Genomic DNA, 19,890 nt, shown 5'->3' on the forward strand with positions numbered 1-19,890 from the left:
AGACATCAGCAACTACCAGTAAAGGAGGTACACCATGACACAGACGACAACACCCAATACAGCGAACCGATCTGTCCTGAACTACCTCCGGACGCTGACTCCACACCGTGTCTGCGACTTCGCTGAGGCGATACAACTGGCCGAGCGCCAAGCAGGGCGACTCGCAAACTGGCTGGCGCTGCCAGCCGACGAGTTCGTCCAGGTGGCGGATCTGGCTGGGCTGGCGCGCATCCAGATCGCCTACGCGCGGCTGCCAGTCTCCGGCATGAGCCACTGGACAGGGCAGCACTGGCTAATCACCCTGAACACGCGTGACTCCCCTGTCCGTCAGCGCTTCACGGCGCTGCACGAGTTCAAGCACATCATCGACCACGGCCAGGTGAACCGGCTGTACGTCGGCAACCGCCGCCTCACTAGCAAGCAGCAGGCCGAGAAGGCAGCTGACTTCTTCGCCGGCTGTGCCCTCATCCCACGCCCAGCCCTCAAGCGCGCCTGGGGCAATGGCCTCCAACGCGTGGACGACTTGGCCGACTACTTCGGCGTCAGTCGTCAGGCGATTGAGGTGCGACTCGACCAGACCGGCCTGTCAGCAACCAACGACCTGACAGCGACCTCCCGCTGCGCTCGGCCGATCCGCACGGCTCGGCACCACTTCCAGCGCTTCGTCGAAGTCACCAGCCGACAAGAGATCCTGACCCCACAACCAGTACACGGAGTAGTTCGATGAACCTGCCTCGACGAGCCCGCCCGACCTCGACCCAGCGGCGCCGGTCAAATCAGCCCGAGGCTGACGCTGAGCAGAAAGTCGGTGTTCACTACCTGCGTGTCTCCAGTGTCCGGCAGACCCACACCGCGCTCGATATCGACCGCGATGGCAACTCGATCGCAACGCAGCGCGAGGAGTGTACTGCCAAGGCTGCCGCCATGGGCATCGCCGTGACCGAGGAGTTCATCGAACCCGGCAAGTCCGCTCAGACCATCGACAAGCGTCCCGAGTTCCGTCGGCTGCTGGCCTACCTGGCCGAGAATCCGGAGGTTGGCTACGTTTTCGTGTACTCACGCTCCCGGGCCTTCCGCAACATCGAGGACGCCGTGTTGCCGCGCAAGCATCTGCGTGGTCTCGGCGTCAAGATCGTCTCAACCAAGGAGGACTTCGGCGACAGCCTCGAAGCCGAGTTCATGGAGACCATCTCCGACACCATGAATGACCTGCAGAACCGCCGCAACGGCGAGGACATCAAGGTCAAGATGGCCCACAAGGCCAGGAACGGCGGAACGATCGGCCGGGCACCGATCGGCTACCTCAACGTCCGCAAGGACGTCGACGGTCGGCAGGTCAACACCGTCGATACCGACTCCGAGCGCGCGCCACTCATCCGCACGCTGTTCGAGCTCTACGCCACTGGCGACTACACCCTGGATGATCTGGCCGACACCGCCGAAGACATGGGCCTACGCGCGCGACCCTTCGGCCGCTGGAAGGCCGAGCGACCCATCGCGCAGAACACTATCCACCGCATGCTCGGCGACCCGTACTACGCCGGCTACACGGTCTACGACGGCGAACTGTTCGACGGACGCCATGAGGCGATCGTCCCCGGTGATCTGTTCGAGCGCGTCCAAGATGTTCTCGAACTACGCTCCAACCCCGCCGTCCACGACAACAAGCTGACGCACTACCTGAAGGGCTTGCTGTTCTGCGACCGCTGCGAGAAGGCAGGTCGTCACTCGCGCCTGATCTATACCGAGGCCAATGGCCGGAACGCCCGCTACGGCTACTTCAAGTGCAAGAAGAAGCAGACAGGTGAGTGCGATCTACCGCACCTACCTGTCCACCTCGTCGAGCAAAAGGTCGTCGACCTCTACGGACGATTGGCTCTGACCGCCAACTACCTGGACGAGATGACCGATGCGCTCGGCGCGGCCCTTGCCAGCCAAGAGGCGACTGAACGCCAACTTGCCGGCCAGCTCGACCGGGAACTAGCTCACCTCAACGAACAGGAAGACCGACTCATCGACCTCGCCCAGGAGGGCACGCTCCCGCGGGCCAAGATCCAAGAGCGGCTGAACGACATCAAGCGTCAGCGCGACAGCCTGACCACGCGTCAGAGTGCAGTTCACGCCGACCTCGCCGCCGGTGCCGAACTGCTCCGTCTTGGTATCGACCTCTGCCGTGACCCCGGCACGCTCTACGCACGCGCTGTGGACAATGCGAGGGCGCAGATTAACAAGGCCTTCTTCACCGCGCTACACGTCGATGCCTACGGCGACATCCAAGACGCCATCTGGACCGAGCCCTTCGCTGACCTCCGTGCGGTGCACCAGGCGTGGCTCCAGTGCGCCCCGCTGGCAAGCCCGGCCGGGAAGCCCACGAAAGCCGCCCACACCGGCCTTTCCCGCCTAGAACTGGCCCTCTTGGCCGCCCAGGCCGACGACGGCCCCTACAAACGAAACCACCGGCCAAGCGTTGACTTGGCCGGTGGTTCGAACTCTCTATTCATGGTGGAGCTGAGGGGATTCGAACCCCTGGCCTTCTCATTGCGAACGAGACGCGCTACCAACTGCGCCACAGCCCCAAGTGCGTAGAGAACATTAACACCGCCGGTGACACATGCCGAAACTCGGGCCGAGCGCATAGGCTCGCGGTTATTCGTCTCGGGATCGGCCCGGGCGCCAGATGCACGGAGGCTCGACAATCGTGTCGCACTCTCCCCCCTCGGACCGGCCGGAGGCGACGTCGGTCGCGGGGCCGGCTACACGGCATACGGGCACGAACGCGGAGCGTCAGTGGGTGCCGGACGGAGTGCGCGCGGCCAGCGAGTGGTCGTGGCGGCTGCTGTTGATCGCGGCAGCGCTGGCGCTGGCGGGCTACCTGATCGGGCACCTGTCCGAGATCGTCATTCCGATCATCGTGGCGACCTTGCTGTGTGCGCTGCTGCACCCGGTCTTCCGGCGACTCGACGCGCACCTGCCGAGGGCGCTGGCCGCCGCGATCACCGTGCTCGGCACCTTGACCGTACTCGGGGTCCTGATGACCTTTGTCGGTTCGCAGTTCTCCAGCCAGGCCGACGATCTGATGGGTGAGGTGGTGACGGGTGTCGACCAGATCCGCGAATGGGTGCGCACCACCTTCCACATCACTGACACGCAGTTCACCGAATATTTCAACAAGGCCCGGGACGCCGTTTCCAGCGGGGGCGGGGTCGGCGCGGCCGCGGCGAAGGCGGGTCTGACCGTCACCCATCTGGTCGCCGGCTTCTTCATCGCGATGTTCGCGCTCTTCTTCTTCTTGCTCGAGGGGCCCCAGATCTGGGCCTGGCTGGTGCGCTTGTTCCCGCGCAATGCCCGCGAGCGGGTCGCCTCGAGCGGCGTGATCGCGTGGAATCAGTTGCAGGCGTTTTGCCGGGCGACCATTCTGGTTGCGGCGGCCGATGCAACGGGGATCGGGCTGGGCGCGTTCATCCTGGGCGTGCCTTTTGCCAGTGGGATCGCGCTGCTGGTCTTTCTCGGTGCGTTCATCCCCGTGGTGGGTGCCCTGGTCAGCGGCTTCATCGCGGTCATCCTGGCGCTGGTCGCGCACGGCCCCGTCACGGCGTTGATCATGCTCGGCGTTGTCATCGCCGTGCAGCAGATCGAGAGCCACGTCCTGCAGCCCTTCCTGCTCGGCCGCGCGGTCCGCGTGCACCCGCTGGCCGTGATCTTGTCCATCGCGGCCGGCGTCATCGTCTGGGGGATCGTCGGCGCGCTCATCGCGGTGCCGGTGGCCGCAGTCGTCAATGCCGTGGGCAATCACCTCCTGGCGGGCAACGAGCCCGCGCCCGACGATGCCGACGACCTGCTCACGCCGGCCGAGAGCGCCGAGGTCAGTGCCTCCGCCCGCGCTGCCGACCGGTTGGCCGAGGACGAGCCGGGCGAGTTGCGGACGCCCTGACGCGACGGCCGCGCGGTCGATCCGGCCGGCCGACTGGTTATGGTCCGAGGCAGGCCGATGGCCAGGTAAAATAGTGGGAGTTGTTGAGCTTTCCGTTGTTGCAGTGCCTGAACCCGCTTGTGGGATCCGCCAGTCAGTGCCGAGGGTTTCAAGGGCGCAGCAACACGGACCGCCCGAAAGTCGGGCGCTCCAACGAGAGGAATCTGCATCTCCATGGCCATTGGCACCGTGAAGTGGTTCAACGCCGAAAAGGGCTACGGCTTCATTGCCCCGTCCGACGGCTCCGCTGACGTCTTCGCCCACTACTCGGCGATCGACAGCAGCGGCTACCGCTCGCTCAACGAGAACGACCAGGTCGAGTTCGAGACCACCCAGGGCCCCAAGGGTCCCCAGGCCGCGAACATCCGCGTCATCCGCTGACCTCAGCCCGATCTCGGGCTCACCCGGCCGCCGCCCCGCCTTCACCAGGCAGGGCGGCGGCCGGTTGCGTTGTGGGACAAGGTCGTGCGCTCTAGGCGCGCCGAAAGGGCGGTGGGGTGCCGGTCGTGGGGGAGGCCACGGCATACGTGCTCATTGCCGTATGCCTGCGCCCCACCCCGCGCGGGCGCATCGCCCCGTGCCGCTCGCGCCGGTCAGCGCACGACCGCGACGGGGTCTTCGGCGCGTTCGAGGACGCGCTTGCTCACCGAGCCGAGCAGGAGCCCACGCAAGCCGCCGCGCCCGCGCGAGCCCAGCACCAGTAGGTCCGCGTCCTTGCCCGCGGCGAGCAGGCCCTTGATGGAGTTCGCGCGTTCGATCACCACGTCGACCGCCACCCCCCCCGGGTGGGCGGCGAGCAGCGGTTCGAGCACGGCGCGGGTCCGCTCACGGTGGCTGTCCTCGTCTCCTGCTCGGCGCCGACGGCGTTCATGCCTCCGGCCCCTCGACGAGTACGACGACGAGGGTGCGCGGGCCGTGCACGCCCTCGACCCGTTGGAGCTCGATGTCGCTCGTCGCGCTCGGTCCGCTGATCCACGTGAGCGGCCAGGCCCCGTCGGGTCCGGGTCGCAGCCGGGCCACCGCTTCGGGCACGTCGTGCACGACCTGGTCGGCGCGGATGACGCACACGTGCGTGTCCGGCACGAGCGTCAGCTCGCGTCGTCCCTGGTCGGCCCGGTGGTCCAGGATGATGGTGCCCGTGGTGGCGACGCCGACGGCGGATGCCGTGACGACGGCATCCACGGTGTCTCGGGCGAGGTGCGTGGTCGCCTCGGTGCCGGACAGCACCCGGGCGACCTCCTGCGCGGCCGCCCGCCACGCGGGGTCGAGGCCGTCCGGCACCACGACGGTGCGGCATCCGTGCTCGCGCAGCGCCTGGCCCACGGCGGCGGCGACACCGGACGGGCCGACCCGCACGACCTGCGCGCGGTAGTCGGCGACGTTCTCGCCGAACAGGATGAGGGTCTCGGCCACCCCGGGGGAGGCCTCCTCGACGACCGCCACCGGCCCGCGGTCGCCCGGGGTGGTGGCGATGTCGGCGGTCGCGCCCCGGACCCGGGCGAGGATCTCGTCACGCGCACTCATGGGGTCTCCGTCCCTCGTTCGCGGGCCCACCACTGGCGGAACGTCTCCGTCGGCGGGGTGGGCACGTCCCGGGCGTTCGTCCAGGCACCGAGCCCGGGCACCGAGCGGATCGTCCGGGAGCCGACGAGGCGGCCGGCGGTGGTCGCCGCCCGCTGGGCCCCGGCGAGCCGCCTGGGGTCCGAGAGCACCCACGCCGCCGCCCGCATCGCGGCCGACTCGGCGCTCGGACCGGCTTCGTCGACCACCCGGCCGCGCAGCTCGACGAGCAGCTCGGGGATGTTGATCCGCACCGGGCACGCGTCGAAGCACGCGCCGCACAGGCTCGACGCGTAGGGCAAGGACCTGTCGACCGGGCTTACCGTGCCCCGCAGCTGCGGGTTGAGCACGGCGCCGATCGGCCCCGGGTACACCGAGCCGTAGGCGTGCCCGCCGGTGCGCTCGTACACCGGGCACACGTTAAGGCACGCCGAGCACCGGATGCAGCGCAGCGCCTGGCGCCCGACGCGGTCGGCGAGCACGTGGCTGCGGCCGTTGTCGAGGAGGACGACATGCACCTCCTGGGGTCCGTCGCCCTCGTGGACGCCGGTCCACATCGTCGTGTACGGGTTCATCCGCTCCCCTGTGCTCGAGCGGGGAAGCAGCTGGAGCATCGGCGAGAGGTCCTCCCACGAGGGAATGACCTTCTCGATGCCGACGACCGAGATGAGCGTCTCGGGCAGGGTCAGGCACATCCGGCCGTTGCCCTCGGACTCGACGACGACGAGCGTGCCCGTGTCGGCGACCGCGAAGTTGGCCCCCGAGACGCCGACCTTGGCCCGCAGGAACTTCTCGCGCAGGTGCAGCCGGGCGGCCTCGGCGAGGCGAGCTGGGTCGTCGGTGAGGTCGTCGGGGGCCGCGCGGCCCACCGTTCCCATCTCGCGACGGAAGATGTCGCGAATCTCGCTGCGGTTTCGGTGGATCGCCGGAACGAGGATGTGGCTCGGGCGGTCGTGTCCGAGCTGCACGATGAGCTCGGCGAGGTCGGTCTCCCACGCGTGGATGCCGGCGGCCTCCAGCGCCTCGTTGAGCTCGATCTCCTGGGTCACCATCGACTTGACCTTGACGACCTCGTCGACCTCCTTGGAACGCACGATGTCCAGCACGATCCGGTTGGCCTCGGCCGCGTCGCGGGCCCAGTGCACCGTGGCGCCGTTGGCGGTCAGGCTGGCCTCGAGCTGTTCGAGGTAGTCGCCGAGGTGGGTCAGCGCCTCGTCCTTGGCCTGCGCCCCGGCGACCCGCAGGGCCTCCCACTCGGGCACCTCGGCGACGACCCGGGCCCTCTTGTCCCGGATCGTGTGGGTGGCATGGCGCAGGTTCCTGCGCTGCTGGGTGTTCGCCAGGGCGGTGCGCGCGGCCTGCGGAAACTTCGGCATCCCGACGAAGATCGGCGAGGTCTCCTGCAGGGGGCCCGGAGTCGTGGCGGTCATGCCTGGTCCTCCTCGGTGCTGGCGAGGATCTCGGCCAGGTGCATGCGCCGCACCCCGGAGCGTTGCCGGTCCAGGATCCCGCCTATGTGGGCCAGGCACGAGTTGTCGCCGGCGACGACCACCTCGGCTCCGCTCTGCACCACGTGCCGGGCCTTGTCGGAGCCCATCGCGATGGAGACGTCGGCGTTCTTCATCGCGAACGTGCCACCGAACCCGCAGCACTCCTCGGCGCCGGGCAGCTCCAGGAGGTCGATGCCGCGCACGGCCCGCAGCAGCTGGAGCGGGCGGTCGCCGACCCGCAGCATCCGCAGGGAGTGGCACGTGGGGTGGTAGGTGACCCGGTGCGGGAAGTACGCCCCGACGTCGGTGACCCCGAGGACGTCGACGAGGAACTCGGACAGCTCGTACACCTTCGGGGTGACCTGCTCGACCTGGCTGGTGAGCCGGTGGTCGCCGACCAGCTCGACGATGCCCCGGTGCTGCTCGCGCACCGACCCAACACACGAGCCCGACGGTGCCACGACGGCGTCGTAGCCCCCGAAGACGTCGACGAACCGGCGCACGAGAGGCACGGCCTTGGAGCCGTAGCCGGTGTTGGTGAGCATCTGGCCACAGCACGTCTGGTCCGCCGGGAACTCGACCCGGCAGCCGAGCCGCTCGAGGAGCCGGACCGTGGCCTTGGGGGTCTCGGGCCACATCGTGTCGTTGAAGCACGTGGCGAACAGGGCGACCTTGAGGTCGGCCACCGCGCGGGTCGGCGCGGTCACGGAAGCATCCAGGACAGGACGGTCGACTGGAGACCGACGAGGATGCACATGGCGACGATCAGACCGATGCTCCATGGCAGGACTTTACGCAGGATGTCGGACTCGCGGCCGACGAGACCCACGGCAGTCGCTGCGATGGTGAGGTTCTGCGGGCTGATCATCTTGCCGACGACCCCGCCCGAGGTGTTGGCCGCGACCAGGAGGGTCGGGTCGATTCCGGCCGTCTCGGCAGCGCTCTGCTGCAGGGTGGCGAACAGGGCGTTGGCGCTAGTGTCCGATCCGGTGACGGCGGTGCCGATCCACCCGAGCGTCGGGCTGAGGTAGCCGAACAGGGCGCCCGTCGCAGCGATCCAGGTGCCGATCGTGATGGTCTGGCCGGAGAAGTTCATGACGTAGGCCAGGGCGAGCATCGAGGCGACGGTGAGGAACGCGTAGCGCATCTTGTGCGCGGTGGCCCAGGCCTCGGCTCCCCACCCGGCCAGTCCGATCCCGTAGACGAAAGCGACGATGAGGGAGCAGATGAGGAGCATGGATCCCGGCGAGCTGAGCCAGGACAGGGTGTACGTGGTCGCCGCGCTCGGGGTGCCGGCTATCGTGAGCACCTCGCCCGACAGCCCCGGCCAGGGGATCTTGATGTCGGTCGTGGTCAACCACGACTTGACCGGCGCGATGAGCTTGGCGATCCCGAAGACGACGATGACGAGCAGGTAGGGGAACAGCGCCATCATGATGCGTGCGCGGGTGAGGCCGTCGGCGCGTTCCGCCAATTCCTCTCCGGACACGACGTAGTCGGTGGCGGGACCGGCGCCGGCCGAGCCGCTGGACGTCTCGGGACCGCCGGCCATCGCGAACTCCCGCTCGCGCTCGGAGTGCAGGGTCTCCAGCGCCGCCTCGCGCCCCTTGGGCTGCCACACCTTGAGGAACAGCACGGCCGCGGCCAGGCCTGCGAGGGAGGCGATGATGTCGGTGAGCTCGACGGAGATCCACGTCGCGGAGATCCACTGGAAGATCGCGAACGTCAGGCCGACGACGACGGCGATCGGCCAGGTCTGGCGCACGCCACGTCGACCGTCGGCCATGAGGACGAGCAGGAGCGGGACGAACGCCGCGACGATCGGGGTCTGGTGACCGACGTACGCGCCGATCTCCTGGTAGGGGATGCCGGTCAGGTTGCCCGCGGTGATGATCGGGGTGCCGACCGCCCCGAACGCGACGGGTGCGGTGTTGGCCAGGAGCACGACGGCGGCGGCGCGAAGCGGTGAGAAGCCCAGGGCCATGAGCATGACGCCGGTGATCGCGACGGGGGCGCCGAAGCCGGCGAGCGCCTCGAGAAGGCCACCGAAGCAGAAGGCGATGATGATCGCCTGGACGCGCGGGTCGTCGGAGATGAGGTGGAACGTCGCGCGCAGGTCCTCGAACCGGCCCGAGCGCACCGTCACCTGGTAGAGCAGGATCGCCGTGAAGACGATCCACATGATCGGGAACAGGCCGAACGCGGCGCCCTGGGTCGCGGCGAGAGCGGCGAGCCCGAGCGGCATCCCGAAGAAGAGGGAGGCCACGACGATGGCCACGGCGACCGACGTGAGGCCGGCCCAGTGGGCCTTCCACCGCAGGACACCGAGGGTGAGGAAAACGGTGATCAGGGGGAGCAGGGCCACGAGGGCCGAGATCGCCAGGCTGTCCGCTACCGGGGAGATGTCCGGTTTAAACGCGGTGGGTACGAGGGTTAACGCAGTCATTGGTCCTCCGAGTCGCACGTCACTGGGCTCAAGACCCGAATGGCCAGACCATTTGGGCTGGTGAAAACGATAGGGGGACCGATAGCGCATGTCAATGGTCGGACCAACTACTTCGGCCAATGGTCGGACCTCTCTGGCTCACCGGACAGGGGATGCTGCATCCTTGTTGCTGTGAACGACACCGCAGCCCCCTCGACGACCGAGCATCCTCGTGCCGCCAGCGAGCCCGTCGCCGACCCCAGCCCCGCGGAGGGGGTTGCGCCTGGTGTGACATCACCCGGTGTCCGCGCCTTTGAGGTCGTGCTGACCTGGGTGGACGAGCGCATCCTGGCCGGTGAGCTCGGCGTGGGAGACCACTTGCCGGCGGAGCGGGAGCTGGCCAGACTGCTCGACGTCAGCAGGGCCGCTGTCCGGGAGGCGATCCGGACCCTCCAGGCACAGGGCGTCGTGAGGTCGTCGGTGGGCGCGGGATCGGCCGGGGGCACGACGATCACCGCCGTTCCCAGTCAGGCGCTGAGCCGGCTGCTACGTCAGCACGTCGCCTTGGCGAACTTTCCCCTGCACGACGTCATCGAGGTTCGCGTGGCTCTCGAGCGCCTCAGCGCCCGGCTTGCGGCCACGCACGCGAGCGTGGACGACCTTGTGGCGATGCGCGACCTGCTCGACGTCATGGGCGACCCCGGCATCGACCGGGCACACTTCAACGACTGCGACACCGCATTCCACGTTGCCTTGGCATCGGCGGCGGGCAACGTCCTTGCTCGCGACTTCACGGCGGCGATCCGCGAGTCGATGCGCCTGCCCATCCTGGACCGGTTCCGCACGCTCGAGTCCTGGGACGTGGTCGCCCCCGTTCTCCGTCGCGACCACGAGGCGATCTACGCCGCAGTTGCCCGCGGTGACGGCCACGCGGCGGCCGACCTCACTGAGGAGCACATTCGCTCCGCTTGGCACACGCTCACCGCTGGCAGACCCACCTGAGGCTTTGGCTGCTGTTGAACCGGAAGGCCCAGACTCTGGAAGTTGTGAGGGCGGGCGCCAACTGCCAACTCCTTTGATAACCGCGGGAGCCGGCTTGCCGCGGACACCGCCTGGCCGTCGGCATGATCCGTTGCGTCATGTACGCCAGAGCCCGACACCCTGGCGGTCATGCTGGTCCCCGGGCCATGACCCCCGCCGGCCCGATGCTTCGCATAACCAAGCAGGGACCTTCAGGGCTTTCGAGTGCGCTGAAGGCTCGGCCGGGGCCGAGGTCTACCGGAACTTCCCACGAGCCCCCGCCGCCGAGTGCCGCGTTACGCTGCCACCGGACCGGCTGCGCACCGCCTGGCCGCCTGGGACATCCAGACCCGCCGCGCCCTGGCCCGACAGCCCGCGATGGCCACCCTCGCCGAAATCACCCGCGTCCAGACCACCATCCTGGCCGCGACCCGTGTCGTCCTCGACGCCGCCGCTGGCAGCCCCGCCATCGACCCCGTCACCCACCAGGCCAGCTCGAACCACACCTGACCGCAGCCGAATCCGCGTGGGGTGCGCTGCACGGCACCTTCCGGGACCTGACCGGGCCCGCCCACGGCCCCACCAATGCCGACCTGCGCGCCGCCGGCGGCCAGCTCATCCAGGCCCTGTGCGCCCTGGTGCTCGACGCCACCGCCGTGGCCGACCCCGCCACACCATCGCCGCGCGCACCGACCTGCCCGAAGCGGTCAGCGCCCTGACCGACGCCTTGGCTGCCCCCCGTGAGATCGCAGGGCTGCTGCTCGACGCCGCACTGGATCCCCGAACACGTGTCAGCGCCCTGGGTGCTCAACAGTTCCTCAGCCAGTTCGCCGCCGACCCCACCACAGGTGTCGTCGACAGCCCCGACCAGGCGTGGGTCAACCCGCGCGACCTGGCCGCCAGCCGGACCGTGCCACCCCCGGGCCGGTCCGCGACGGCATCACCCGACAGGTGCGGGCCGTCGGCGCCACCTCTCAGGTCCTCGCCGCAGCCCCCACCCCCCTGCACACCCCACCCAGGGCCACACCGCCGCACACCCTCGTGCCAGAACTGTCCGGCCCCATCCCACGCCCTCACAGCGCACTGCGCTGTATCGGCGACTCCTGGATCGCTTCATCCTGCCCGCCTTCGGGGAGGTGTCCCTTCGGGATATCACCCCGCCAGTGGTGAGGACGTGGCACAGCGGCTTGGATTCGAGCCGGCCGACCCAGCGGGCGCACACCCACAGCCTGCTGCGATCGATCCTGTCCACAGCGGTGACCGACGAGATCCTCGCCTCGAACCCCTGCCGAATCCGCGGCGCTGGGTCAGCCAAGCGCGTCCGGTCGATCGAGCCGGCCACCCTTGGCGAACTTGAGGTGCTGCTGGAAAGGATCCCTGCGCAATATCGCGCGCTGGTGCTCATCGGCGCGTGGTGTGGCCTCAGGTTCGGTGAGGCCTCAGAACTTCGTCGCAAGGACGTTGATCTCAAGGCCGGGACCATCCACGTCATGCGCGGAGTCGTCCGCATCGGCAAGGAGGTCACCGTCGGCAAACCGAAGAACATCGCGGGGGTACGGGACATCGCGGTGCCTCCACACCTGCTGCCGATCCTCGACAGCACCTCTCAGAGCATGTCGCGCTCGGTCGCGAAGCGCTGCTCTTCCCGTCCGTCAAAGACCCCGATGCGCAGGTGCACACGAACACGCTGCGACGACACTGGTTGAAGGCCCGGTTGGCCGCTGGCCGCCCCGATCTGCGTGTTCGCGACCTGCGGCATACCGGAGCCGTTCTCGCGGCACAGTCGGGTGCGACTCTTGCCGAACTCATGGGGAGGATCGGGCACTCCACTCCGCAGATGGCGCTGCGCTACCAACACGTTGCGCGGGGGAGGGAGGCCGAGATCGCGGCCCGGAGTCCAAGGAAGCCAAGAAGTGGGGATAAGACGAAACCCCGGCGATGTGGTCTGAGCCAGGGATCGTTCCGGGGTCTTCGCGATCCACCGTAGCCGAACGAGCGAGAACTGGCGACGGGCACAGTGACGTGTACACTCGACGCCTACCGCCCGGCCCCTCAGGGGCCGGGTTTATTCACGTCACCATCCAACGGGTCTGCTGCGCCGACCGACGGTCGTTGGCATCTGATGGCCCGTGAAGTCTGCGGCCGTGAGTTGGTACCACCAGTGGCCGCCCACCCCGGTAGCAGGGCCAGCGTTCAATGCCCCGGCGGGATAGCCCTTGGTCGGGTTGATGGGGCCCAGCGGTATATGCTGTCGGACCACGTCAACGGGCATCTTCAGGTCACTGTCATTGCTCACGACGAGGGCAGCTTCCACGGCACCGCCGAGGACGTCGACGAGCATGTGACTTGCGACGTTGACGTCGCTGCCTTTCTCTTCACGCCGCGCCACTGAGGCCATGAAGGTCGCATGGGCGACGTCGGACCCGTGGGCATCTCGAACCATGAGGGGCCAGTTCGCCTCAGTGAGTACGGGGCCGGCCGCGACGATCGGCTGTGGCCAGCGGGGCTGTCGCCGTCCTGGCCACGTAGTTCCCGTACTCGATCACATCGACGGCGCCGTGTGCGACCAGAGCTCTGAGGTAGGTGTCCTGGTCGCGTTGGCTGCTGACGTTGTCACGGCCGCGAATCCGTGCCGTGCAGAACACCACCCGGCTGTCGGCTGTTGCCGACCAGGGCGACTGCGCGGCGATGACAGCCTCCATCATTGCGCGCAGGTCGAGCCACCGCCATCCGGCGACACCGCGGCCGCAGATGCCTCGGCCGCCGTAATAGAGGTTGTAGCCATCGATGTAGATCCCCACGCGCATGAGTGAAGTTTCCCAACTCGCAGTGACATGGCTGGCCGGACGCGAACATCACACACCGTGCCGTAAGCGCATCATCCAGCCGTAGGTATGCGGACCATCAGGCGGTCGACGTCATCCGGGTCGAGCCGGATGACACGCGGCCCGTTCCGGTAGGCAACGAGGTCGCCGACAGCGATGCGTCGGCGCAAAGTCCTGGTGCTGAGCCCGGTCCGCTCGGCGGCGCGGGCGAGGGTTTCGAACTGACGACGGGTCTTGAGTGTCATGGCAAGTCCTCCTTCGTCATCCGAAAGCGAGCAATCGCGGCGGGAGGATCAACGCTGGCCAAGAATCGATACGGCCATCAACTCTCGTCGCGGAGCATCCACACCCGCTGGAGTGGGACCCTCGCGCGGATGTCCTCCGGCAGACGCTCGTAGTTCCGCTGCAGAGCATCAATGACGTCCGTCGAGTCCCAGACCTTCACGCGGAACCTCTGGTGCTTCACCGCATCCCGCGCCGGCTTGCTCAGGCCAGTCCACGTCGCCAAGAGGCCGTAGTCGGCTCCATGCGTGCTCACGAGGCCGTTGAGCTGAGCAACGACCTCGGAGCCGATCTGCCCGGTCTTGACCTGCACGATCACCTTCGGAGATTCAAGCCCGAGCAATCCTCGACCCGCGGTGATGTCGATGCCGCCGTCGGCCCCGGGCGGAGCCTCATCCACGTCAAATCCCTCGGCTCGGAGCAATTCGGCCACGAGGTGGGCGAAACCATGACCGGAGAACTCCTCGCCGATCCGAGTGGTGATCTGGTCTGCCGCCACCTCGGCCACGTTCGGCTTGGACTCCGGGTCGTCGACGACGTCCTCGGGGTGCTGAGTCGGAGTCGAAGGTGCAGTCCCTGCTCCCAGCGCACCCGGGTCCTCGCCGTGAACCAGCAGGTGCTCGAGCCGGGCGACAGCGTTGTTGCGACTGGGGGAGAAGATCGAGATTGCGCTTCCTAGCGTGTAGAGCAGGTCCTGCTTGACCACCGCACGAGGAACCCGGTTCTGCCAATCGACGGTGACGACATGGCGACAGTTGGGATCGCCCTCATCAGCGAGGTATTCGTAACCGCCGCTGACGCGACCCAGCGCGATCTCCCGAGTCGTCTTCATGGGGAGGACGAGGAGGTCACCGGGCTGAATGCGGTGTCTGAGTGCCCACATCTGGCCCGTGTAGCCGGCAACCTTGCCGGCAGAGTCCGTTCCGAACGTCTCGGCGATGACCTCTTCGATCTCTGCCCGAGTCGTGAACGGTGAAAGATCCGGGACTTCCATCCACCCGCCGCCAGAGTGCCCCGTCTCCCAGGCCCAGTCGTCGCGCTCTCCGTACCGACCTGCCCTGACGACCCATGCGGCGCTCATGTTGTCTCCGATCGGATATCGAGTGGCGGGAGGGAGTCGACGATTGTCATCGTCTCCAGGCTGACCGTGACGATGCGGGCGAGCAGGTCGATGATGTAGCGCGGGTCTCCGACCTCGCGGGACCAGTCGTTGGGGTCGTTGACGATCCCGGAGCCCTTGGGACCGCCGTCGACCTTGACCTGGTACCGGTCGAGGATCCACTCGATCGCCGACCGGCTGCCGAGCTGGTAGCGGCACGCCTCCTCAGGGATTCCGCTCAGCGTGATCCGCGAGTTGTAGATGACCGTCGAGCGGTCGGCGACGAGCTTCTTCGTCTCGGCATGGCGGACCTTGGCGAAGGTCATCTTCTCGACGCGGAAATGGTCGTATGCCGCGTCGCCCGTCGGCGCGGGATCGTCCAGTCCCGCAAGGGGATAGGGAGTGACAGATTCGTAGCCGAGGTGGAGCTCGGAGAGTCGTCGACCGGCCTCGACGTAGGGCCAGGGGTCCGTCACGAGCGGGATGCGGGGGAGCATCTTCTTGAGGTCGGCCGCGTAGGTCTCCCGGTAGTCGGGGGAGTGGAGCAGCCCGTAGACGTAGAAGAAGATGTCGTCCTTCGTGATGCGGTCTCCGTATGCCGCGCGGAAGGTCGTCAACGCGTGGTCGGTGATGTTGTCAATCCGCCGGTAGCCATCGATCGCCTCGGCGTCATCGTCGTTTGCCGTGTCGAGACTGAGCATCCCCTCCTCGGCCTCGACCTTCTCGTACCGCCAGCGCGCAAAGAACTGTCCAGCGTTGGATCCGTAGAAGGCCAGATCGGGCAGATCCGCGACGGTCAGAGTCGAGAACGGCTTGTCGGCGCCTGGGTTTAGACAGTAGAAGCCTTTTGTACGGAGGTCGCGGCTTGGGAAGAGATCTTCAAGTCGATAGACCATGTCGTTGAGAGCGCGCTCGAAGTAGACGTTCTCGCGGGTGAATGGCCGGTAAGTCGCCAGTCGTGAAGCGCGCTGGTCGAAGGCACGCGTTCTCTGCCGGTCGAGATCCGAAAGGAGCCCCCGATTCCAACTGATCTTGTGCGGGTCAGTTGTGGCCGTAAGACTCGTTCGACCGCACTTTCGATCGTTCTCATAAGTATCGATCAACAGTCGCATGCTGTTGGTCAATGTTGTCGTTGAGAAGTTGTAGCACCACGCATCGCGATTGGTCTTCAGCCCGCCTGAATAGAGATGGAAGATGGCAGGTTCGCCGTATTTGGCGCCAACGGCAATGAATGTGCCAAAGTCGTCGCGGCGCTGGTTGAGCCAGTCGCCGGGGGTGTTTGGCGTGATCTGGATGACGGGTTCTAGCCCCGTAATGCGCTGAGCCGCTTGGGTCTTGGCGAGCTTGTCCTCTCGGGTGAGGTAGTCACCGATGTCTGTGTAGTGAATTCGAGCCGGCCCCGATCTATGCGGGTCCTTGACCAACACCGTGACCGCCACGGTGGCCCGGGATCCGCCGCCGAAGACCTTGCCGCCCTCTTTCCGCGACTGCTGCCCAGCGGTGCGCTGGTTGCCGCGGAGGTTGAGGACGTGGATATCGCTGAACTCATCCGCGAGTGTGAGGCGCATCCCGTCGGCGGTGTTGGAGTCGAGCCAGCCGCCGTTCGTCACGAAGGCGACCACACCGCGGTCGGCAATCCTGAGGGACGCCCACTTGATGGCCCGGATGTAGGAGTCGTAGAGCGAGTTTTTGTTCGTCGCTGTCGACCGCGCGCCATAGGTGTCCCGGATTGCTGAGTCAAGCGTTGGATAGGAGTCGTTGGCGTTGTTGTCATTGGCTGAGTCCTGGCCAGATGAGTACGGCGGATTGCCGACGATGACCTGGATGTCGAGGGCCTTGAGCCGCTCGAGGCGGGCGTTGTTCTGGACGAAGACGGTGGTGTCGAGGGTGTCGCCTTCCTCCCACGACTGGAAGGTGTCGGTAAGGATCAGTCCGGGGAAGGGCTCGTAGTCGCCCGGGTCGCCGAGCTCGCCGCGCAGGTCCTGGTAGGTCGTCTCGATGTTGACCGCGGCGATGTAGTAGGCGAGGAGCAGGATCTCGTTGGCGTGCAACTCCTGCGCGTACTTGCGAGCGAGATCCTTCGGCTCGATAAGCCCGAGTTGCAGAAGCCGGGTGATGAAGGTGCCGGTGCCGACGAAGCCGTCAAGGATGTGGACACCTTCATCGGTCAGGCCTTGGCCGAAGTGCTCCCGCAGCACGTCATCGGCGGAGCGGAGGATGAAGTCGACGATCTCGACCGGTGTGTAGACGATGCCGAGCTTGTCGACGGTCTTCTTGAAGGCGGTGGCGAAGAAGGTGTCGTAGAGCTGGACGATGAGCTTCTGCCGGCCCTCGGCCGTGTCGACGCCTTGCACCCGCATCCGGACTGAGTCGTAGAACTTCTCCAGGGAGTGGTTCTCGTCGTCGAGATTGTGCTCGTCCAGGGCGATCAGCATGCGCTCCATGGTCTGGGCGACGGGGTTATGCGCGGCGAAGTCATAGCCGCCGAAGAGCGCTTCGAAGACTGGCCGGGTGATGAGGTGCTGGGCCAGCATGTCGACGGCATCGGCGTGGGTGATGCCGTTGTTGAGGTTGCCGCGCAGGCCCGTGAGGAACCGGTCAAACTCTGCGGTGACCTTGGGATTGCCACCGTCAAGGAGGGCGGTGATGCGGGTGATGTGCCGCTGCGCGATGTCGGCAATGTCCTTGGCCCAGTCCTCCCAATAGCGTCGCGACCCGACCTTCGCGACGACCTTCGCGTAGATCGCCTCACGCCACTCGTCGAGGAACGTCAGTGCGAGAGTCCCTTGGCTGCCGGTCGAGTCGCCGTCTGATTCACCGCGGCCGTCGGGGCCGGGGACGCCGATGACGTTGATCTTGTCGTCGCGTTGCTTGACCAGCTCGATCCGGTTGACCATGGCGTTGAAGCGTTCGTCGTGCGCGCGGAGAGCCTGCAGGACTTCCCACACCGCGGCATACCGCTTGTTGTCCCTCAGTGCCTGTTCGGGAGTCATCCCCGCGGGGATGCCGACCGGCAGGATGATGTAGCCGTACTGCTTGCCGGGCGCCTTGCGCATGACGCGGCCCACGGACTGCACGATGTCGACAACCGACTTGCGCGGCGAGAGGAACATGACCGCGTCGAGGGCGGGGACGTCCACTCCCTCAGAGAGACAGCGGGCGTTGGTGAGGATGCGGCATACGCCGTCGGGGACGTCCGCGCGGAGCCAGTCCAGGCGGGTGTTGCGCTGGAGCGCGTTGAAGGTGCCGTCGACGTGCTGGATCTCGCAGGACAGGACCGGGTCGCCGGCGGCGTCGTCGAGGTCGTGCGCCGCGGCATACTGCCTCACCGTCTCGGCGAAGAGGGACTCGATGTGCTTGGAGTCCTTGATCGTGCCGGCGAAGGCGACCGCACGCCGCATCGGGGCCGGGTCGGCCTCGAAGGAGTGCTCGGCGGAGCCGCGCTTCGCCAGGCCGTTCCAACAGCCGACGATCTTGGCGGCGTCGTCGAGGCGCAGCTCGTTGCCCTCATCGGCGAGCTGGAGCTGGAAGGTACGGGAGACCGCGGTCTCGTCGACGGCCAGGACGAGGACCTTGTAGTCGGCGAGCAGGTCCTGAGCGACGGCTTCACCGAAACCGAGCCGGTGGAGTTCCTCGCCGAACAGGTCTTCGTTGTCCATCGACGCCAGCACGGCGCTGGCCTCACCAGCCTTGGCCTTCGACGCGTCGTCGTAGATCCGGGGCGTGGCGGTCATGTAGAGCCGCTTGTCGCCACGGATGTATGCCGCATCGTGGATCCGCACGAAGGCGGACTCGTTCTCGCCGGCGAGGGTCGTGCCCGTCGTGCGGTGAGCCTCGTCGCAGACGATCAGGTTGAACGCGGGCAGGTCACCTTGCTGTTGGGCCTGGGCGACGACGTCGATCGACTGGTAGGTCGCGAAGACGACGGTCATCGAGTCCGTCTCGCCGACCGCCTGGGTCCAGCGGGACTCGAGGACGGCAATGTTCGTCGTCGAGGGGAGGGCAAGGTCGACGGCGGAGATGTCCTCGTTGGTGGCCTTGGAGCGGGCGGTGGCCTTGCGGTCCGAGCAGACGGCGAGGGAGGCGAGAGGCACCTCGGCCTCGGTGGCCCACTCACGGAGGGTCTGCGACAGCAGGCTGATCGAGGGGACCAGGAAGAGGACGCTGCCACCGGCGCCGACGAGTTGCTCGGCCAGCCGGAGGGACGTGAACGTCTTGCCGGTGCCGCAAGCCATGATCAACTTGCCGCGGTCCGCGGTGGCGAGGCCGCGGCATACGTCCTCGATGGCCTTCGTCTGGTGCGGCCGAAGCTTCTTCTTGTCGGTGACCGGGAGCGCTTCGGGGGTGGCCCAGTCGAAGGCGTCCCAGTCGATAGTCGACGCCTCGAGGTCGGCGAGCCCGATGCGACGGACGGGGACCTGCTGGCCCTGGATCGCGTCCTCGGCATGGGCGTTCCACTTGTCCGTGGTCGAGACGATGATCCGCTGGGTGAAGCCCTCCTTGCCTGACGCCGAGAGGAACGTGTCGATGTCGGGCTTGGAGATCGTCGAGTTCGGGTCGAAGAACTTGCACTGGATCGCCACGTTGCCGCCCGTCAGGCGGTCGACAGCGACGATGTCGATGCCGGTGTCGTGCTTGCCGCCGCGGTCCGGCCAGTCCTGCCAGAGCCACACGTCGCTGAACTGCTCGGCGTAGACCGGGTCGGTGCGAAGGAACTGCGCCATCAGCCGCTCGAGCTTGCTGCCCTTGTCGGCCTTGGAGGTCGCCTGCCCGTCGAGCTCGTCCAGCACTTCATAGATCGACGTCGACATGGGTCGATCCTGCCCTACTCGGCGGGGTGAGTCTGGGGGGCCTCGCCGGACTGGCTCTCGGCCAGCTGGCGCATGCGGCGGGCCTCGGGTTTGGTGAGGGTGGTGCCGGACCAGGCGACTGCCTCGTCGAGAGTCAGGTGCTCCACGCGCGTAAGCTCGACGAGGACGTCACCGACGCGCCGGTCCCAGCGTTGTAGTGCTTCGTCACGACGAGCCAACGTGACCGCGAGTTTCGTCGCGAGGCGACTGATGCGTTGGTCTCGCTGCGCTGCGGCGATGCGGGCTCTCATCGCAGGGTCCATGTGTCGACGGCGCTCGAAAACTGAACAGTTGCGGCGCTTGAAAAGTGAACACCTCTGAGATTGGAGAGTGATCACTTTGGAGGACTGGGCGTTGATCCGGCGGTTG

At 67.1% G+C, this 19,890-nt stretch carries 18 protein-coding genes, 1 tRNA gene and 2 pseudogenes; 9 read left to right on the forward strand and 12 right to left on the reverse strand.

The genetic code is table 11. The features are described from left to right. The first annotated feature begins 34 nt into the window (after window positions 1-34). Both ABD209_RS09885 and ABD209_RS19825 read left to right on the forward strand, forming a co-directional pair. Window positions 35-727 (forward strand): ImmA/IrrE family metallo-endopeptidase, encoded by a 693-nt coding sequence (locus ABD209_RS09885; RefSeq protein ID WP_344065469.1) that lies wholly within the window; start codon window positions 35-37, stop codon window positions 725-727. Then, window positions 724-1,626, forward strand: a pseudogene (locus tag ABD209_RS19825) (recombinase family protein); the annotation flags it as partial. The gene ABD209_RS09885 and the pseudogene ABD209_RS19825, both read left to right, overlap by 4 nt. Window positions 1,627-1,980: 354 nt before the next feature. Here ABD209_RS19825 and ABD209_RS09890 read toward each other — a convergent pair. Together ABD209_RS09890 and ABD209_RS09895 are read right to left on the reverse strand one after the other, a co-directional pair. Then, window positions 1,981-2,121 (reverse strand): hypothetical protein, encoded by a 141-nt coding sequence (locus ABD209_RS09890; protein ID WP_344065472.1) that lies wholly within the window; start codon window positions 2,119-2,121, stop codon window positions 1,981-1,983. Window positions 2,122-2,500: 379 nt separating this feature from the next. Continuing rightward, window positions 2,501-2,576: transfer RNA gene (locus tag ABD209_RS09895), tRNA-Ala, on the reverse strand. A gap of 122 nt (window positions 2,577-2,698) precedes the next feature. Here ABD209_RS09895 and ABD209_RS09900 point away from each other — a divergent pair. Next, window positions 2,699-3,931 carry an AI-2E family transporter gene (locus tag ABD209_RS09900; protein WP_344065475.1) on the forward strand — a complete coding sequence of 411 codons (1,233 nt, stop codon included), beginning with the start codon at window positions 2,699-2,701 and terminating at the stop codon, window positions 3,929-3,931. A 213-nt stretch (window positions 3,932-4,144) separates the two neighbouring features. Continuing rightward, window positions 4,145-4,351, forward strand: a complete 207-nt coding sequence (locus ABD209_RS09905) for a cold-shock protein (RefSeq protein WP_344065478.1) — start codon at window positions 4,145-4,147, stop codon at window positions 4,349-4,351. Window positions 4,352-4,563: 212 nt separating this feature from the next. Here the strand turns inward: ABD209_RS09905 and ABD209_RS09910 are convergent. From ABD209_RS09910 to ABD209_RS09930, 5 genes and pseudogenes are all read right to left on the reverse strand, one after another. Continuing rightward, a pseudogene (locus tag ABD209_RS09910) lies at window positions 4,564-4,809 on the reverse strand (universal stress protein); the annotation flags it as partial. A gap of 28 nt (window positions 4,810-4,837) precedes the next feature. Continuing rightward, window positions 4,838-5,494, reverse strand: coding sequence for a LutC/YkgG family protein (locus ABD209_RS09915; RefSeq protein WP_344065481.1), 657 nt, complete (start codon window positions 5,492-5,494; stop codon window positions 4,838-4,840). Then, the gene (locus ABD209_RS09920) at window positions 5,491-6,960 is read right to left on the reverse strand and encodes a LutB/LldF family L-lactate oxidation iron-sulfur protein (RefSeq protein WP_344065484.1); all 1,470 of its coding nucleotides are present in this window, start codon (window positions 6,958-6,960) and stop codon (window positions 5,491-5,493) included. The genes ABD209_RS09915 and ABD209_RS09920 overlap by 4 nt, the downstream gene beginning before the upstream one ends. Beyond that, window positions 6,957-7,727: a (Fe-S)-binding protein gene (locus ABD209_RS09925; RefSeq protein WP_344065487.1), complete on the reverse strand. Its 771-nt coding sequence runs from the start codon at window positions 7,725-7,727 to the stop codon at window positions 6,957-6,959. The genes ABD209_RS09920 and ABD209_RS09925 overlap by 4 nt, the downstream gene beginning before the upstream one ends. After that, window positions 7,724-9,466 (reverse strand): L-lactate permease, encoded by a 1,743-nt coding sequence (locus ABD209_RS09930; RefSeq protein ID WP_344065490.1) that lies wholly within the window; start codon window positions 9,464-9,466, stop codon window positions 7,724-7,726. The genes ABD209_RS09925 and ABD209_RS09930 overlap by 4 nt, the downstream gene beginning before the upstream one ends. A 171-nt stretch (window positions 9,467-9,637) precedes the next feature. On the opposite strand from ABD209_RS09930, the gene ABD209_RS09935 reads away from it, so the two are divergent. From ABD209_RS09935 to ABD209_RS09950, 5 genes are all read left to right on the forward strand, one after another. Then, a complete protein-coding gene (locus ABD209_RS09935) occupies window positions 9,638-10,447 on the forward strand; it encodes a FadR/GntR family transcriptional regulator (protein WP_344065492.1) in 810 nt (269 codons plus the stop codon). A 306-nt stretch (window positions 10,448-10,753) separates the two neighbouring features. Then, complete coding sequence (locus ABD209_RS09940; protein ID WP_344065495.1) at window positions 10,754-10,975, forward strand: hypothetical protein; 222 nt, start codon at window positions 10,754-10,756, stop codon at window positions 10,973-10,975. A 656-nt stretch (window positions 10,976-11,631) separates the two neighbouring features. Beyond that, complete coding sequence (locus ABD209_RS09945) at window positions 11,632-12,171, forward strand: site-specific integrase (protein WP_344065498.1); 540 nt, start codon at window positions 11,632-11,634, stop codon at window positions 12,169-12,171. After that, window positions 12,138-12,452, forward strand: a complete 315-nt coding sequence (locus ABD209_RS19830; RefSeq protein WP_425564639.1) for a site-specific integrase — start codon at window positions 12,138-12,140, stop codon at window positions 12,450-12,452. Before ABD209_RS09945 ends, ABD209_RS19830 begins: the two co-directional genes overlap by 34 nt. A gap of 258 nt (window positions 12,453-12,710) precedes the next feature. Then, on the forward strand, window positions 12,711-12,857 hold the full coding sequence (locus ABD209_RS09950) for a hypothetical protein (protein WP_344065501.1): 147 nt from the start codon (window positions 12,711-12,713) through the stop codon (window positions 12,855-12,857). A gap of 67 nt (window positions 12,858-12,924) precedes the next feature. Here ABD209_RS09950 and ABD209_RS09955 read toward each other — a convergent pair whose 3' ends face one another. From ABD209_RS09955 to ABD209_RS09975, 5 genes are all read right to left on the reverse strand, one after another. Next, the gene (locus tag ABD209_RS09955; protein ID WP_344065504.1) at window positions 12,925-13,272 is read right to left on the reverse strand and encodes a PIN domain-containing protein; all 348 of its coding nucleotides are present in this window, start codon (window positions 13,270-13,272) and stop codon (window positions 12,925-12,927) included. 71 nt (window positions 13,273-13,343) lie between these two features. After that, on the reverse strand, window positions 13,344-13,535 hold the full coding sequence (locus tag ABD209_RS09960; protein ID WP_344065507.1) for a DNA-binding protein: 192 nt from the start codon (window positions 13,533-13,535) through the stop codon (window positions 13,344-13,346). Between the two features lie 77 nt (window positions 13,536-13,612). Next, window positions 13,613-14,653: a restriction endonuclease gene (locus ABD209_RS09965; RefSeq protein ID WP_344065510.1), complete on the reverse strand. Its 1,041-nt coding sequence runs from the start codon at window positions 14,651-14,653 to the stop codon at window positions 13,613-13,615. Further along, complete coding sequence (locus tag ABD209_RS09970; protein WP_344065513.1) at window positions 14,650-19,482, reverse strand: DEAD/DEAH box helicase; 4,833 nt, start codon at window positions 19,480-19,482, stop codon at window positions 14,650-14,652. The genes ABD209_RS09965 and ABD209_RS09970 overlap by 4 nt, the downstream gene beginning before the upstream one ends. A 14-nt stretch (window positions 19,483-19,496) precedes the next feature. Next, window positions 19,497-19,772 carry a hypothetical protein gene (locus ABD209_RS09975; RefSeq protein WP_344065516.1) on the reverse strand — a complete coding sequence of 92 codons (276 nt, stop codon included), beginning with the start codon at window positions 19,770-19,772 and terminating at the stop codon, window positions 19,497-19,499. Window positions 19,773-19,890: the final 118 nt, after the last annotated feature.

Origin of the sequence: Nostocoides vanveenii, from assembly GCF_039531165.1 — a bacterium.
In the GTDB taxonomy this organism is placed as follows: Bacteria; Actinomycetota; Actinomycetes; order Actinomycetales; family Dermatophilaceae; genus Nostocoides_A; species Nostocoides_A vanveenii.

What these genes read in the sequence shown, in the direction of transcription:
- ABD209_RS09885 (WP_344065469.1), top strand. Translation starts at nt 35, where the DNA reads ATGACACAGACGACAACACCCAATACAGCGAACCGATCTGTCCTGAAC.
- ABD209_RS09905 (WP_344065478.1), top strand. Translation starts at nt 4,145, where the DNA reads ATGGCCATTGGCACCGTGAAGTGGTTCAACGCCGAAAAGGGCTACGGC.
- ABD209_RS09915 (WP_344065481.1), bottom strand. Translation starts at nt 5,494, where the DNA reads ATGAGTGCGCGTGACGAGATCCTCGCCCGGGTCCGGGGCGCGACCGCC.
- ABD209_RS09920 (WP_344065484.1), bottom strand. Translation starts at nt 6,960, where the DNA reads ATGACCGCCACGACTCCGGGCCCCCTGCAGGAGACCTCGCCGATCTTC.
- ABD209_RS09930 (WP_344065490.1), bottom strand. Translation starts at nt 9,466, where the DNA reads ATGACTGCGTTAACCCTCGTACCCACCGCGTTTAAACCGGACATCTCC.
- ABD209_RS09950 (WP_344065501.1), top strand. Translation starts at nt 12,711, where the DNA reads ATGCTGTCGGACCACGTCAACGGGCATCTTCAGGTCACTGTCATTGCT.
- ABD209_RS09955 (WP_344065504.1), bottom strand. Translation starts at nt 13,272, where the DNA reads ATGCGCGTGGGGATCTACATCGATGGCTACAACCTCTATTACGGCGGC.
- ABD209_RS09960 (WP_344065507.1), bottom strand. Translation starts at nt 13,535, where the DNA reads ATGACACTCAAGACCCGTCGTCAGTTCGAAACCCTCGCCCGCGCCGCC.
- ABD209_RS09965 (WP_344065510.1), bottom strand. Translation starts at nt 14,653, where the DNA reads ATGAGCGCCGCATGGGTCGTCAGGGCAGGTCGGTACGGAGAGCGCGAC.
- ABD209_RS09970 (WP_344065513.1), bottom strand. Translation starts at nt 19,482, where the DNA reads ATGTCGACGTCGATCTATGAAGTGCTGGACGAGCTCGACGGGCAGGCG.
- ABD209_RS09975 (WP_344065516.1), bottom strand. Translation starts at nt 19,772, where the DNA reads ATGAGAGCCCGCATCGCCGCAGCGCAGCGAGACCAACGCATCAGTCGC.